Consider the following 14,995-nt stretch of genomic DNA (forward strand, 5'->3'; position numbering starts at 1 on the left):
CGTCGATTCCGGTCACCCAGCGTGAAACCGGACGGCCACCGCTTCGTCAACACGCTGCGGAACCGCTCGGATTACGTGGGCATGGCGAGTGACGGACCGTCATCACTATGACGCTGCTCACGCACGGATCGCCAGATCACCGCATTCCGGATCGAGTTCGAACGAAATCGTCTATCCGGACAGATGCAGCGAATCCGGTCGAGTGGGAGACGAGTGGGGGAACCGGGGCGGCGGCCTGTGGACAACTCGTTGCCCCAGGACGCCGTGTCGTATCGTCGACATCGCGCCCGCCGACGAGCCGTGAAGGCGGGGCCGACTGGGAGGAGCCCCCCGTGACGCAGCAGGTCCCGTCGACCGAGCCCGAGCTGGCCGGAGTGCGCAACTTCCGCGACGTGGGCGGGCTCCCCACCGTGGACGGCCGGCGGGTGCGGCACGGCGTGCTGTTCCGCAGCGGGCACCTCGCGCACGCGACCGCCGAGGACGCGGCGTTCCTGTCCTCGCTGGGCCTGCACACGATCTTCGACTTCCGCAACGCGGCGGACCAGCGGCTGGAGGGGCCGGACGTCGAGCTGCCCGGCGTGCGCAATGTGAACCTGCCGCTGAGCGACCCCGCGGACGGCGCGGAGTTCTGGAAGATGGTGCGCGACGGCGACCTCGAGCAGCTGCGCTCGATCCTGGCCGACGGCAAGGGCGCGGACCGGATGATCGCCTCCTACCGCATGATCATCACCCAGCGCACCGCCGAGCACTCCCGGGTGCTGCACGAGATCGCCGGGGACAGCGTCCCCACCCTGATGCACTGCGCGGCCGGCAAGGACCGCGCGGGCCTGTCGGTCGCGGTGACCCTGCTGGCGCTGGGCGTGGAGCGCGACGCGATCGTCGCCGACTACCTGGAGTCCAACGCCAAGCACCGCCGCTACCGGGTGCACCGCAGCAGCACCGCGGCCTCGGCCTACTGCCCCGAGGTGATGGAGCTGCTCAGTCCGCTCTTCGACGCGCGCGCCGAGTATCTGACGGCCGCCCTGGAGACCATCGAGGAGACCTGGGGAGGTGTCGACGCCTATCTGGAGCGCGGGCTGCGGCTGGCCCCCGAGACCCGGGAGCGGCTGCGGGACCGCCTGCTGGACTGAGCGGCCCCGACAGCGGCCACAGCGGCCCCGGCTGCTCGGGAGCGACCCCGACCGCTCGGGAGCGGCCCTGGCTACTTGGCGCCGACCGAGAACAGCAGCCAGATGAACGCCGCGAACAGGTGTCCGACGGCGATGTAGATGACGAGCCGGACCCACAGGGCGCGCGGAAGCTTGTCTTCGAGGTTGCTCATGGCATGTCTCCGGTCAGGGGGCCCAGGCACAGTGCGGCCGTGGGGCTCTGCAGCAGGGTGTGGACGAAGAGGAGTTCGACGCCGCCCGGGTCCTCGGCGGCGAGACGGTGCGGGGTCAGCGAGTCGTAGTGCGCGCTGTCCCCCGGGGCGAGCAGATGGACGGAGTCGCCGAGCCGCAGTCGCAGCCGCCCTCCGAGCACGTACAGCCACTCCTCGCCGGGGTGGACGCGCACGATGTCGCCCTGGGAGCCGTGCGGGACACGAACCCGCAGGGCCTGCATCCCGCGGGCGGACGCGCCGGCCTGCCAGTACGTCCAGCCGCCGGCCCGGGTCGGCTCCATCTCCGCGGCCCGCACGATCGCGTCCCGGTCCACCGGGGTCTCGCCGAGCAGCTCGGAGACCGTCGTACCGTAGGTACGGGCCAGTGCGAGCAGCATCGGCAGGGACGGCTGCCGCTGCCCGGTCTCCAGCCGGGACAGGTGGGCGGGCGACAGCCCGGCGGCCCGGGCCGCGGCCTCCAGCGTGAGGGAGGCACGGCGGCGCAGCGCGCGCAGTTGCGGCGCCACGGCGGGCAGGTGCTCGGCCGGCCCCGCCGGGCGCCCGGACTCGGGGGAGTTCATGGCTCCATTGAGCCCGAGCTTTGCCTCAGCGGCAAATTTATTGCCTCCCAGGCAACGCGCGGGCCAGGGGCAAGGAGGCAGAGCGGCCGGCCCGCGGCGGCCGCCGCCCTCAGCGGTTGGCGACGGCCTGCTTCACCAGGGTCTTGCCGAAGTCCCACATCAGGCCGCCGCCGTGGGCGTCGTCCATCACGGCCGTGAAGGCCTCCACGAACCGGTCCACCTCCCGCTCCCCGATCACCAGCGGCGGGATCAGCTTGATCACCTCGAGACGGTCCCCGGAGACCTGGGTCAGGATGCGGTGGCGCTGGAGCAGCGGCACGACCACCATCTGCGCGAACAGCCCCTTGCGCGCCGCCTGGAGCATGGTCCACCGGCCGCGCAGCTTGAGCGACTTCGGCCGGCCGAACTCGATGCCGATCATCAGGCCCCGGCCGCGCACGTCGGCGAGCAGCTCGTAGGTGCCGGTCAGGGCGGCCAGGCGGGACTTCAGCAGCTCGCCGGTCGCCCGGGCGTTCGCGACGACCTGCTCGTTCTCCATGACCGACAGCACCGCCAGGCCCGCCGCCATGGCCTGGGCGTTGGACCCGAAGCTCGCCGAGTGGACCAGCACCCGGTCGATGGACGAGTAGACCTTCTTGAAGATCCAGTCCTTGCCGAGGGTGGCGCCGACCGGCACATAGCCGCCGGACAGCGCCTTGGCCACGCACACCAGGTCCGGCTCGACGCCCTCCTCGTGCTGGTAGGCGTAGAAGTCGCCGGTGCGGCCGAGGCCCGTCTGCACCTCGTCGGCGATCAGCAGCGCCTTGTGCCGGTGCAGCAGCTCCTGGGCGGCGCGCAGATAGCCGGGCGGTGCCTCGTGCACGCCCTTGCCCTGGATCGGCTCCACGATCAGGGCGGCCACGTCGCCCTTCCTCAGCTCACGGGCGAGCGCGTCGAGGTCGCCGAGCGGGACGGCGGTGTCGGGCAGCAGCGGGCCGAAGCCGTCCCGGAAGCCGTCCTCGCCGTTGACCGACAGCGAGCCGGTGGTCAGCCCGTGGAAGGAGTGCTCGCAGTACAGCACGCGCGGCCTGCCGGTGGCCCGGCGGGCGAACTTCAGCGCGGTCTCCACCGCCTCGGTGCCGCTGTTGCCGAAGAACACCCGGTCCAGGTGGGGGCTGTGGGCCAGCAGCCGCTCGGCGAGCAGACCGGGCAGCGGCGGGCAGTCGAACCGGGTCAGGTCGGCGAGCTGGGCGTCCAGGACGTCGTGCAGCGCCTTGCGCACCACGGGGTGGTGCCGGCCCAGGCCCATCACCCCGAACCCGGAGAGCATGTCCAGGTAGTCGTTGCCCTCGGCGTCCCAGAAGTACGCCCCCTCGGCCCGCTCGTAGACCTTGTCGAAGCCGATGGTGTGCAGCATCCGCGGCAGCTGGTGGTTGAGGTGCCTGGCGTGCAGCTCGTAGCGCTCGGCGCCGCGCCCGGCCAGCAGGGCGCCGAGGTCGAACTCCGTGGTCATTCGGTTGTCTCCTTGACTGCCATGACGGCCCCGCCGTCCGCGGCCCGGGCGGCGAGGCTCGCCCCGATCCGACCGGCGATCTCCACGGGGGTGAGTCCGATGTCCGCCAGCACCTCCGCACGCTTGGCGTGCGCGAGGAACTGCTCCGGGATACCGAACCGCCGCACCGGTACGTCCACTTCGGCGTCGCCCAGGGCGAGCGCCACCGCTGAGCCGACCCCGGCCGCGCGGCTGTTGTCCTCCACCACGGCCACCAGCCGGTGCCCGGCGGCCAGGCCCGGCAGCTCCGGGTCGACGGGCTTGACCCAGCGGGGGTCGACGACCGTGCAGCCGACGCCGCGCGCCTGGAGCAGCTCGGCCGCCTGCAGGCACACCGGCGCCATCACGCCGACGGCCACCAGCAGCACCTCGGGCCGCTCCGCCCGGTGCAGGACGTCCATGCCGCCCACCCGGCCGACCGCCGGGATCTCGGGTCCGACCGACTCCTTCGGGAAGCGCACCAGGGTCGGCGCGTCGTCGACGGCGACCGCCTCGCGCAGCTGTGCGCGCAACTGCTCGGCGTCGCGCGGCGCGGCGATCCTCAGGCCCGGCACCACCTGGAGCACGGACATGTCCCACATGCCGTTGTGGGAGGGCCCGTCGACGCCCGTGACGCCGGCCCGGTCCAGGACGAAGGTCACCCCGCAGCGGTGCAGCGCCACGTCCATCAGCAGCTGGTCGAAGGCGCGGTTGAGGAAGGTGGCGTAGACGGCGACGACCGGGTGCAGGCCGCCGGTGGCCAGACCGGCCGCGGACACCGCCGCGTGCTGCTCGGCGATGCCCACGTCCCACACCCGGTCGGGGAAGCGCTCGGCGAACTTGCCGAGTCCCACCGGGTGCAGCATGGCGGCGGTGATCGCCACCACGTCGTCGCGCTCCTCGCCGATCCGCACGATCTCGTCGCCGAACACCGAGGTCCACGACGGGCCGCCGGCGGGCGCGAGCGGGGCGCAGGTCAGCGGGTCCATCACGCCCACCGTGTGGAAGTGGTCCTCCTCGTGCGCGAGGGCGGGTTCGTAGCCGCGGCCCTTCTCGGTGAGGCAGTGGACCAGGACGGGGCCGTGGAAGCGTTTGGCGCGGCGCAGCGCGGACTCCACGGCCCGTACGTCGTGCCCGTCGATCGGACCGAGGTACTTCAGCCCCAGGTCCTCGAACATGCCCTGCGGCGCGAAGGCGTCCTTGAAGCCCTTCTTGGCGCCGTGCAGCGACTCGTAGAGCGTGCCGCCGACCACCGGGGTGCGCTGCAGGACCTCCTTGCCCCAGGCGAGGAACTTCTCGTAGCCGTCGGTGGTGCGCAGGGTCGCCAGGTGGTTGGCCAGGCCGCCGATCGTCGGGGCGTAGGAGCGCTCGTTGTCGTTGACGACGATGATCAGCGGCCGGTCGCGGGCGGCCGCGATGTTGTTCAGCGCCTCCCAGGCCATGCCGCCGGTCAGCGCGCCGTCCCCGATGACGGCGACGACATGCCCCTTCTCCCCCTGAACCTGGCGCGCCTTGGCGAGCCCGTCGGCCCAGCCCAGCGCGGTCGAGGCGTGGCTGTTCTCGATGACGTCGTGCTCGGACTCCTCGCGCGAGGGATAGCCGGACAGGCCGCCCTTGCCGCGCAGCTTGGAGAAGTCCTGACGCCCCGTCAGCAGTTTGTGCACATAGCTCTGGTGCCCGGTGTCCCACAGGATCCGGTCCACCGGCGACTCGAAGACGCGGTGCAGTGCGACGGTGAGTTCGACCACCCCCAGGTTGGGCCCGAGGTGTCCGCCGGTCCTGGCCACCGCGTGCACCAGGAACTCGCGTATCTCGTCGGACAGTTCACCGAGTTCCGCCTCGGACAGCGCCTTCAGGTCGCGTGGTCCCCGGATCGTCTCCAGAATGCTCACGCCGGTCCCCCTCTCGGTCCGTGCTGCGCTTCAACCCACTGTCACCGTCGGTGTTCCCGTGCCGGCGGGGGCGCCGGCCGCGGCGTCCTCCCCCTCCATGCGTGCGGCAAGTTTCATGGCCTCCTCGATCAGGGTCTCCACGATCTTCGACTCCGGCACGGTCTTGATCACCTCGCCCTTGACGAAGATCTGCCCCTTGCCGTTGCCCGAGGCCACCCCCAGATCCGCCTCCCGGGCCTCCCCCGGCCCGTTCACCACACACCCCATCACCGCCACTCGCAGCGGCACCTCCATCCCCGTCAGCCCCGCCGTGACCTCCTCCGCCAGCTTGTACACATCCACCTGCGCCCGCCCGCACGACGGACACGACACGATCTCCAGACCCCGCTGCCGCAGATTCAGCGACTCCAGGATCTGGATACCGACCTTGACCTCCTCCACCGGCGGCGCCGACAGCGACACCCGGATCGTGTCCCCGATCCCCCGCGACAACAGCGCACCGAACGCCACCGCCGACTTGATCGTCCCCTGGAACGCCGGACCCGCCTCCGTCACGCCCAGATGCAGCGGATACTCACACCGCTCCGCCAGCTGCCGGTACGCCTCGATCATCACCACCGGGTCGTTGTGCTTCACCGAGATCTTGATGTCCCGGAACCCGTGCTCCTCGAACAGCGACGCCTCCCACAGCGCCGACTCCACCAGCGCCTCCGGCGTCGCCTTCCCGTACTTCTGCAGCAGCCGCCGGTCCAGCGACCCCGCGTTCACCCCGATCCGGATCGGCGTGCCGTGGTCCTTCGCCGCCCGCGCGATCTCCCGCACCTGGTCGTCGAACTTCTTGATGTTGCCCGGGTTCACCCGCACCGCCGCGCAGCCCGCCTCGATCGCGGCGAACACGTACTTCGGCTGGAAGTGGATGTCCGCGATCACCGGGATCTGCGACTTGCGCGCGATCGTCGCCAGCGCGTCCGCGTCGTCCTGCGTCGGACACGCCACCCGCACGATCTGGCACCCCGACGCCGTCAGCTCCGCGATCTGCTGCAGCGTCGCACCCACGTCCGAGGTCCGCGTCGTCGTCATCGACTGCACCGACACCGGCGCGTCCCCGCCCACCGCCACACTGCCGACCTGGATCTGCCGGCTCCTGCGGCGCTCGGCGAGCGGACGGGCCGGGACCTCGGGAAGGCCCAGGGGAATGGCGGTCATGACCTCACCCCCGGTTCCCGGAGACCGTCTCGCGCATCGCGCGCAGGGACTCCTTGAGCGATCCCATGGTGGCGAGCACGGCGGTGGGCTCGTAGCCGCAGTGCGCCATGCAGTTGGCGCAGCGCGGGTCCTTGCCGCGGCCGTACTTGTCCCAGTCGGTGTCCTCGATGAGTTCCCGGTACGTGGGGACGTATCCGTCGCTCATCAGGTAGCAGGGGCGCTGCCAGCCGAAGAGCGAGTAGTTCGGGATCGCCCACGCCGTGCAGGGGAAGTCGACCTTGCCTTCGAGGAAGTCGAGGAAGAGCGGGGAGTGGTTGAGCCGCCAGCGGCGCCGGTTGCCGCCGGCGAACGCCTTCTTGAACAGCTCGCGGGTCTGCTCGACGCCGAGGAAGTGCTCCTGGTCGGGCGCCTTCTCGTAGGCGTAGGCGGGCGAGATCATCATCTCGTCGACCTCGAGGTCGTCGTTGAGGAAGTTGAGCACCTCGATGACGGTCTGCGGGGTGTCGGTGTTGAAGAAGGTGGAGTTGGTGGTCACCCGGAAACCGCGCCGCTTGGCCTCCTTGATGGCCGCGACCGCCTCGTCGAACACGCCCTCCTTGGCGACCGACTCGTCGTGCCGTTCGCGCAGTCCGTCGATGTGCACCGCGAACGCGAAGTAGGGGGAGGGCTTGAACTTGTCCATCTTCTTGCGCAGCAGCATGGCGTTGGTGCACAGGAAGACGTACTTCCGCCTGGCCACCAGCTGGCGCACGATCTCGTCGATCTGAGGGTGCATCAGGGGCTCGCCGCCCGCGATGGAGACCATCGGCGCACCGGACTCGAGGACCGCACCCACGGCCTGGGCGACCGGCATGCGCTGCTTGAGCACCCCGGCGGGATGCTGGATCTTGCCGCAGCCCTCGCACTTGAGGTTGCAGGCGAAGAGGGGCTCGAGCTCCACGATCAGCGGGAACTTGTCCCGCTTGCGCAGCTTCTGTTCGGCCAAGTATGTAGCGACCTTGATGGACTGGCGCAGCGGCATGGCCATCTGGCTCACCTCCTGGGGAGCAGCACATTACGGTGCCATTCGAAGAAAGTCGGCAGTACGGAACGGAGAACGCGGAAAGCCGATATTCCACCGCGCACCGTGCCGATCCGAACGAGTTCGTGTTCCGGGGCGTCCACGACCACCCGGACGGCCGCAACCGGCCGGTCGCCGGTGCGCACCGCGGCCAGCAGCGTGGCGGCCGACTCCATGTCGACCGCGATCGCGCCGGTGGCGCGCAGTTCGGACCGCTCGGCTCCGCGCACGACGTGGTCGGAGCCGGTGAGCGGCCCGGTGTGGACGGTGCGCCCGGGCAGGGCGCGGGTGAGTTCCTTGACGAGCAGTTCGGTGCCGACGCAGGGGACGGCGCCGCCCGGGTCCCGGGTCTCCTCGGCGACCACCAGGTCGCCGGGGTGCATGCCCGGGGCGAGTCCGGCGCAGAAGCCCGTGGCGAGCACGGCCGCCCGGTCCAGCGGCGGCCCGGCCAGGACCCGGGTGACGGAGTGCTCCGCCGCCCTGGGTCCCATGCCCGTGCGCAGGACGGTCACCGGCCCGCCCGTGCCCGGCTCCTCCCCCGCGCCCGCGGGGTGGGCGGGGCCGCGCCGCCGCGCCGCGCGGTCGCTCATGCGCAGGGCGAGGTGCTCGATGCCGAGCGCGCAGGCGATCAGCAGCGGGGCCGGGGCGGGCTGGGTGGTCATCAGGTCCCCTCGGCCCCGGCCAGGCGCCGGTCCGCGCGGACCTTGCCGCCGAAGGGCTCGCCGTGGACGTACCGGCCGAGGGCGGTGAGCGGGAAGACCTGACGGTAGAGGTGGTAGTTGATGGAGAAGTCCCAGGGGAAGCCGGTGCCGGTGAAGTGGGGCTCGTCCCAGGAGCCGTCCTCGCGCTGGGCGCCGGCGAGCCACTGGACGCCGCGCTCGACGGCCCTGGAGTCGCGCTCCCCCGCCGCGAGCAGCGCCATCAGCGCCCAGGCGGTCTGCGAGGCGGTGGAGACGCCCCTGCCGCTCCACTCGTTGGCGTACTTGTAGGAGCGCAGGTCCTCGCCCCAGCCGCCGTCGTCGTTCTGCACCGACTCCAGCCAGGCCACCGCGCGGCGGATCGCCGGGTGGGAGCCGGGCAGGCCGGCGGCGGTCAGCGCGGGCACGACGGACCCGGTGCCGTAGATGTAGTTGACGCCCCAGCGGCCGAACCACGAGCCGTCCGGCTCCTGTTCGGCCAGCAGCCAGTCGATGCCCCGCCGGGTGCGCGGGTCGTGGGAGTAGCCCTCGACGGCGAGCATCTCCACGACGTGGGCGGTGACGTCGGCCGACGGAGGGTCGATCACCTCGCCGAAGTCGCAGAACGGCAGCCGGTTGGGGAAGGGGCTGGTGTTGTCCACGTCGAAGGCGCCCCAGGCGCCGTTCCTCGACTGCATGCCGAGGTTCCAGCGCACTCCGCGCCCGATGGCCTTGTCCACCCGCTCCGGGTCGTGGTGCCGCACCCGGCGCAGCGCGAGGACCACCTCCGCGGTGTCGTCGATGTCGGGGTAGTTGTCGTTGTGGAACTCGAACGCCCAGCCGCCGGGCGGCAGTTGGGGTCGGCGCACCGACCAGTCGCCGGGGCGCACGACCTGCTCGCCGAGCATCCAGTCGGCGGCCTTCACCAGTTGCGGGTGGTCGGCGGGGAGTCCGGCGTCGGCGAGGGCGATGGTGGCCAGGCAGGTGTCCCACACCGGCGACTGGCAGGCCTCGATCATCCGGGCGCCGTCCTCGCGCCACACCGCGAAACGGTCCAGCGACTGCAGGCCGGCCCGCATCACCGGGTGGTTGAGGTCGTAGCCCATCAGGTGCAGGGCGATGACCGAGTACACGGCCGGCGGCTGGATGCCGCCCCAGCAGCCGTCGTTCTCCTGGCGTTCGATGATCCAGCGGGCGGCGGTGTTCATGGCCGCGCGGCGCAGCCGCTTGGGGGCCACCTTGCGGAAGGCGTGCATGGCCCGGTCCAGGCGCTCAAAGGCGCCGTCCCAGGTGGTGGCCGGGGCGAGCGGCCGGGCGGGGTTGGGGTCGTCCGGGTCGGTGTGCAGCTCGTCCAGCGGGAAGGGCGCCGGGCGCACCGGGCGCTTGGCGGAGACGATGGTGAGCGGCACGATCGTCTGCCGGGCCCAGCAGCCGAAGTCGTAGATGTTGAGCGGTGCCCAGGTGGGGAACCAGATCAGCTCGGGCGGGAGTTCGGGCAGGTCCTCCCACTTCCACCAGCCGAACAGGGCGAGCCAGATCCGGGTGAAGACCCGGGCGGCGGCGATCCCGCCCTGGGCGCGGATCCAGGCGGAGGCCTTCGCCATGTGGGGGGCGTCGGGCGCGTCCCCGGCCAGGCGGAGGGCGACATAGGCTTCGATGGTGGTGGACAGCTCGCCGGGTCCGCCGTAGAAGGTGGCCCAGGTGCCGTCCTCGCGCTGCTCACCGCGGATGAACAGGGCGGCGGCGCGGGTGGTGTCCTCGTCGGGGATGCCCAGGAACTGGCGCAGCAGGAGGTCCTCGGCGTCCATCGTGACGTTCGTCTCGAGGTCGCCCTTCCACCATCCCTCGGCGTCCTGTTTCGACAGCAGGAAGTCGGTGGCGCGCCGGACGGCGTGTGCGGCGGCTTCTTGTACCCCGGCCGCCACGGGGGTGGTCAGTACGGTTTCGCTGGCCGCGGCAGCGCGGGGCGGCAGGGTGGCCCCGGTGCTTCCGTCGGTCGTCGCTGTCATGGCTTCCCCTTCGTGCAGTCGTGCGAGTCGTGCTGCTGTGGGTCCGCCGTCGGCCGGTGCCGGAGACCTCCGGGCGCCGGCCGGCGACTACGCGAGGTGGGTTCGGGCGATAACGATCATCTCTTCCGTACGACGACGAAGTCCGCGAGCGCCGTGAACGCGGCCCGTACCGGTTCGGGCATGCCGACGGCGTCGAGGGCCTCGATGGCGATGGTGTGCTGACGGCGCGCCTCCCCGGCCGTCCACTCGCGCCCGCCGGCCTCCTCGATGAGGGCGGCACGGGCGGCGAACTCCTCCTCCGAGAAGTTCTCGAAGTCGCTGCTCTTGGCGTCGGCGGCGAGGATCTCGCCGAGCCGCGCGGAGGCGTCGCCGCCCGCCGCGAGCGCGGCCACGACCGGCAGGGACTTCTTGCGCTGGCGCAGATCGCTCCAGGTCCGCTTGCCGGTGGCCTCCGGGTCGCCCCAGATGCCGAGGAGGTCGTCGACGGCCTGGAAGGCCAGGCCGAGGTGGTAGCCGTACTTCTCCAGGGCGTCGGCCGTGCGGTCGTCGGCGCCGCCGAGCACGGCGCCGATGGAGCAGGCGCAGGCCAGCAGCGCGCCGGTCTTGTTGCCCTCCATCTCCAGGCACTCGGCGACGGTGACCCGGTCGCGGTGCTCGTAGGAGATGTCCTGGGCCTGACCGTCGATCAGGGCACGGGTGGCGGTGGTCAGCCTGCGGGTGGCGCGGCCGGCCTCCACGGTGCCGAGTTCCAGCAGCACCTCGTTGGCGAGGGCGAACAGGGCGTCGCCGACCAGGATGGCCTGGGCGGGACCGTGCACCTTCCAGACCGTGTCGCGGTGCCGGCGCTGTTCGTCGCCGTCCATCAGGTCGTCGTGCAGCAGCGAGAAGTTGTGGACCAGTTCGACCGCGACCGCGCCGGGCACCCCGGTCTCGGGCGCGGCGCCGGTGACCTCGGCGGAGAGCACGGCCAGGGCGGGGCGCACGGCCTTGCCGCCGTCACCGTGCGCCGGGTTGCCCTCGGCGTCGATCCAGCCGAAGTGGTAGGCGGCGACAGTGTCCATGGGCGGGGCCAGGCGGTCGACGGCCGCCCGCAGTACCGGTGTGGCCAGGGTGCGGCCGCGCTCCAGCAGCGCGGTCACGTCCACCGCGGTCGCTCGAGCGGGCGTCGAGGCCGGGGGAACAGGGGGCACAGTCTCTCCTCTTGTTGCGGTGCCAGGGGTGCGGGGGCCTGCCGGGGGCTGCCGGCCGGGCGTCATGCCGCCGCCTCCTCGAAGGCGAACAGGCGGCTCGGGCGGGGCCGGCCGAGGGCGCCGAGCACGGCGTCCGCCGCGCTCACACCGCTGCGGACCGCACTCTCCATGGTCGCGGGCCACCCGGTGGCGGTCCACGCGCCGGCCAGGTACAGGCCGGGTGCCTTGGTGCGGGCGCCGGGCCGCAGCCGTCCGACGCCGGGGGCGGGGGCGAACGTGGCCGTGCGCTCCCGGGTCACGAAGAAGTCCCTCACCTCGGCGGCGCGCGCCCGGGGCAGCAGCCGCCTCAGCTCGGGCAGATAGCGCTCGCGCAGCTCGGCGACGGGCGTGCCGATCTCGTGGTGCGCCGCCGACTGGGACAGGGCCAGGTACTGACCCTCCTTCAGGCCGGAGGCCGCGGTGCGGTCGAAGACCCACTGCACGGGCGTGCCGAGCGCCGCGAAGAAGGGCCGGGTCAGGACCTGGCGGTCGTAGACGACGTGGATGTTGAGGATCGGCGCGGTGCCGATCTCCAGCAGCCGCTCGGGCGCGTCCAGGGCCCCCGGCGGCAGCAGGCCGTACGCCTCGCGCTGGGGTACGGCGAGCACGACCGCGTCGGCCTCGATGGTCTCGCCGGGAACCTGAACGCTCCAGCCCCCGTTTCCGTTTGTGGAGACGGAGGTGACGCGTGAACGGACCTTTGTGCGCACGCCCGCGGAGTCGAGCGCCCTGCGGGCCGCCCGGTCGTGCAGTTCGCCCAGCGGGACGCGGGCCCAGCCGATGTCGGCCGCTCCCGGGTCGGACAGCAGACCGGTCCTGAACACCATCGCGGCGAGCCCGAGCGAGGCGTCGGAGGCCACCGCGTTGAGGGTGGCGACCCCGACCAGGTCCCACAGGGCCTCGACGGCGCGCGCCGACTGGCCGTGCGCGGTCAGCCAGCTGCCGAAGTCCTGTGCGTCGAGGGCCGGGTCGGCCGGGTCGAGCGCCTTCAGCGCCAGTGCGGCGCGTCCGACCGCGGCGCGCTCGGCGAGCGAGAGGTGCGGGTAGGCCGCCAGGCTGCGTCCCAGGTGCAGGGGTACGGGCAGCGGATCGCGCCGCAGTCTGCCGAGCCGCCGTCCCTCGGGCCGCGCGGCGTCGAGAACTGGCACGTCGAGACGGTTCTGCAGGGGCGCGAGCGAGGTGGCGCCGATACGGTCCAGGAACCAGCGGTAGGCGGTGCAGCAGCGCAGGTAGACGTGCTGGCCGTTGTCGACGGTCAGCTCGCCGCGCCGGAAGGAGAAGGCGAGACCGCCCAGGCGCGGCCGGCCCTCCAGCAGGGTGACGCGCACGCCGGCGTCGGCGAGCGCGAGCGCGGCGGTCACTCCGGCGAGCCCGCCGCCGGCCACGACGGCGTGCCGCCCGGGCGGGGTGGTGCGGTGCGTCCGCGGGGCGCCGGCGGGTGGTTCCGCCGGGCGTGTGCCGTCCGTCATCGTGCGCCCTCCCCCGTGCGTCCGCCGCGGTGAGCGGGTGTTCCGCGGCCGGCCGTCGCCGTCAGGGACGCCCCCGGGCGGCGGAGGGTTGCGTGCCGTTTCCCGTCGGCCGGGTCGCCGTCGACCAGCGGGCCCATCAGGCACGCCTCCTGACGGTCCGCCGGGTGACGTGCCGGGCGTCGAGGCCGGACAGTCCGCGTACCGCGACATAGGCCTTCTCGCGTCCGGGCAGCGAGACGCGGCCGCGCAGCACGGCCTCGGGGTCGCGCTCGATGCGGTCGAGCAGCCGGCGGTAGATGCCGGCCATGGCGGCGACGCACGCGCCGCTGCGCCGGTCGAGCAGGGGAAGCAGCCGGTAGCCCTCGGCGAACAGGGCCCGGGCTCTGCGCACCTCGAAGTGGACCAGTCCGGCGAAGTCGGAGCCCTCCGGCGGGAGCGGTCCGTGGAATCCGGCCGAGCAGCCGAACTTGGCGAGGTCGTCGGCGGGCAGGTAGGTGCGGCCGCCCTCGGCGTCCTCCCGTACGTCGCGGAGGATGTTCGTCAGCTGGAGCGCGAGGCCCAGCGTGTCGGCGTACTCGGGGGCGCGTTCGGCGCCGCGCGCGCCGTCCTCGGTGCCGAACACGCCGAGCGAGAGCCGTCCGATGGCCCCGGCCACGCAGCGGCAGTAGACCTTCAGGTCGTCCCAGGTCTCGTAGGTCTCGCCGCGCACGTCCATCAGCACGCCGTCGATGAGCTCGTCCAGGCCGCCGAGGGGGATCGGGAAGGTGCGGGCGGCGTGGGCGAGGGCCACCGCCACGGGGTCGGTGTCGTCGTCCTCGACCGCGCCCTCGCGGATCCGGCCGAGCAGGGCCCGGGTGTCCCGGAGCCGGGCCGTCTTCGCCCCGTCGTCCAGCGCGCCGTCCCCGATGTCGTCGACCCGCCGGGAGAACGCGTACAGCGCCGACATCGCGCGGCGCTTGGGCGTCGGCAGCAGCCGGATGCCGTAGGCGAAGTTGCGTGCCTGCTGCCCGGTGACGGCCTCGCAGTAGCTGTAGGCGGCGAGTACCGGTGCGGACACGTGCTCCTCGAACTCCACGGCCCGGATCACCCCTCTCCTCGCAGAATCACGCCCACCTCACGCAGCAACTGCGCCTTGCCGGGCTTCGGCGGGCCGGGAAGTACGTCGTAGTCGGCGGCGGCGATCGCGGCGATCGCCGCCCTTCCCCCCGCCACGAACCCCGCGAGCAGCAGCTTCAGCCTGCCGTGGACGCTACCCACCAGAGGGGCGCCTTCATTCAGCAGAAGGCGGGCGCGTTCCGCTTCGTACGCGACCAGTGCGCGCACCGCCGCGCCCGCGGCGGGCGCGGCGAGATCCGCCTCCTGGACGTGAAAGCGTTTCATGTCCTGGGCGGGCAGGTAGACGCGGTCGCGCCGGAGGTCCTCGGCGACGTCCTGGAGGTGCTCGACGATCTGCAGCGCGGTGCAGACCGCGTCGGAGCGGCGGACCCGCTCGGGGGTGGAGGTGCCGGTGACGGCGAGGACGAGGCGGCCCACGGGATTGGCGGACAGTTCGCAGTAGGCGACGAGGTCCTCGTAGGTCTCGTAGCGGGTGACGAGCTGGTCCTGGCGGTTGGCCGCGATCAGGCCGAGGAACGGACCGGGGGTCAGGCCGCGGCGGCGGACGGCCGGCTGCAGGCGGCGCAGCAGCGGGTGGCGCGGGGTGCCGTCGAAGACCCGGCGCAGATCGGCCTCGAAGGCGTCCAGCAGGGCCAGGCGGTCCTCGGCGTCGGCGTCCGGCACGCCGAGCAGCCGGGCGTCCTCGCCGCCGGGGGCGAGGTCGCCGTCGCCGATGTCGTCGACCAGACGGGCGAACCCGTAGACGGCCATGAGGTCCTCGCGCCAGGCGCGGGGCAGGAAGAACGGTGCCACGGGGAAGTTCTCGCCCGCGGCCTTGTCCAGGGTGGCGCGTTCCGGATCGCGCTCCGCTGTGGCCGGGGTCATCGTCCGCTGCCCGGGGCGGGGA

14 protein-coding genes are annotated in these 14,995 nt (G+C 72.6%); 1 reads left to right on the forward strand and 13 read right to left on the reverse strand.

Going from position 1 to position 14,995, the window contains the following annotated elements; genetic code table 11:
* The first annotated feature begins 332 nt into the window (after positions 1–332).
* On the forward strand, positions 333–1,130 hold the full coding sequence (locus ACI2LW_RS05725; RefSeq protein ID WP_404729855.1) for a tyrosine-protein phosphatase: 798 nt from the start codon (positions 333–335) through the stop codon (positions 1,128–1,130).
* Between the two features lie 71 nt (positions 1,131–1,201).
* Here the strand turns inward: ACI2LW_RS05725 and ACI2LW_RS05730 are convergent, their stop codons facing one another.
* The 13 genes from ACI2LW_RS05730 to hpnC form a co-directional block, all read right to left on the reverse strand.
* Positions 1,202–1,321 (reverse strand): DUF6126 family protein, encoded by a 120-nt coding sequence (locus tag ACI2LW_RS05730; protein ID WP_404729856.1) that lies wholly within the window; start codon positions 1,319–1,321, stop codon positions 1,202–1,204.
* A complete protein-coding gene (locus ACI2LW_RS05735) occupies positions 1,318–1,941 on the reverse strand; it encodes a helix-turn-helix domain-containing protein (protein ID WP_404729857.1) in 624 nt (207 codons plus the stop codon). The genes ACI2LW_RS05730 and ACI2LW_RS05735 overlap by 4 nt, the downstream gene beginning before the upstream one ends.
* A 109-nt stretch (positions 1,942–2,050) precedes the next feature.
* On the reverse strand, positions 2,051–3,433 hold the full coding sequence (locus ACI2LW_RS05740; RefSeq protein ID WP_404729858.1) for an aspartate aminotransferase family protein: 1,383 nt from the start codon (positions 3,431–3,433) through the stop codon (positions 2,051–2,053).
* Positions 3,430–5,343 carry a 1-deoxy-D-xylulose-5-phosphate synthase gene (dxs, locus tag ACI2LW_RS05745; RefSeq protein WP_404729859.1) on the reverse strand — a complete coding sequence of 638 codons (1,914 nt, stop codon included), beginning with the start codon at positions 5,341–5,343 and terminating at the stop codon, positions 3,430–3,432. The genes ACI2LW_RS05740 and dxs overlap by 4 nt, the downstream gene beginning before the upstream one ends.
* Before the next feature lie 30 nt (positions 5,344–5,373).
* The gene (gene ispG, locus ACI2LW_RS05750; protein WP_404729860.1) at positions 5,374–6,549 is read right to left on the reverse strand and encodes a flavodoxin-dependent (E)-4-hydroxy-3-methylbut-2-enyl-diphosphate synthase; all 1,176 of its coding nucleotides are present in this window, start codon (positions 6,547–6,549) and stop codon (positions 5,374–5,376) included.
* 4 nt (positions 6,550–6,553) lie between these two features.
* Positions 6,554–7,576: an adenosyl-hopene transferase HpnH gene (gene hpnH / locus ACI2LW_RS05755; RefSeq protein ID WP_404729861.1), complete on the reverse strand. Its 1,023-nt coding sequence runs from the start codon at positions 7,574–7,576 to the stop codon at positions 6,554–6,556.
* A 5-nt stretch (positions 7,577–7,581) separates the two neighbouring features.
* Positions 7,582–8,271, reverse strand: a complete 690-nt coding sequence (locus ACI2LW_RS05760; RefSeq protein ID WP_404729862.1) for a 1-hydroxy-2-methyl-2-butenyl 4-diphosphate reductase — start codon at positions 8,269–8,271, stop codon at positions 7,582–7,584.
* Positions 8,271–10,295: a squalene--hopene cyclase gene (gene shc, locus ACI2LW_RS05765; protein WP_404729863.1), complete on the reverse strand. Its 2,025-nt coding sequence runs from the start codon at positions 10,293–10,295 to the stop codon at positions 8,271–8,273. Before shc ends, ACI2LW_RS05760 begins: the two co-directional genes overlap by 1 nt.
* Positions 10,296–10,411: 116 nt before the next feature.
* Entirely contained in the window at positions 10,412–11,551 is a 1,140-nt protein-coding gene (locus ACI2LW_RS05770) for a polyprenyl synthetase family protein (protein ID WP_404729864.1), read from the reverse strand.
* Entirely contained in the window at positions 11,548–12,993 is a 1,446-nt protein-coding gene (hpnE, locus tag ACI2LW_RS05775) for a hydroxysqualene dehydroxylase HpnE (protein WP_404729865.1), read from the reverse strand. Before hpnE ends, ACI2LW_RS05770 begins: the two co-directional genes overlap by 4 nt.
* Positions 12,990–13,130: a DUF6380 family protein gene (locus ACI2LW_RS05780; protein WP_404729866.1), complete on the reverse strand. Its 141-nt coding sequence runs from the start codon at positions 13,128–13,130 to the stop codon at positions 12,990–12,992. Before ACI2LW_RS05780 ends, hpnE begins: the two co-directional genes overlap by 4 nt.
* The gene (gene hpnD, locus ACI2LW_RS05785; RefSeq protein WP_404729867.1) at positions 13,130–14,080 is read right to left on the reverse strand and encodes a presqualene diphosphate synthase HpnD; all 951 of its coding nucleotides are present in this window, start codon (positions 14,078–14,080) and stop codon (positions 13,130–13,132) included. The genes ACI2LW_RS05780 and hpnD overlap by 1 nt, the downstream gene beginning before the upstream one ends.
* The gene (gene hpnC / locus ACI2LW_RS05790) at positions 14,077–14,973 is read right to left on the reverse strand and encodes a squalene synthase HpnC (RefSeq protein ID WP_404729868.1); all 897 of its coding nucleotides are present in this window, start codon (positions 14,971–14,973) and stop codon (positions 14,077–14,079) included. The genes hpnD and hpnC overlap by 4 nt, the downstream gene beginning before the upstream one ends.
* Positions 14,974–14,995: the final 22 nt, after the last annotated feature.

Source organism: Streptomyces sp. NPDC004065 (assembly GCF_044903565.1).
Classification (GTDB): Bacteria; Actinomycetota; Actinomycetes; order Streptomycetales; family Streptomycetaceae; genus Streptomyces.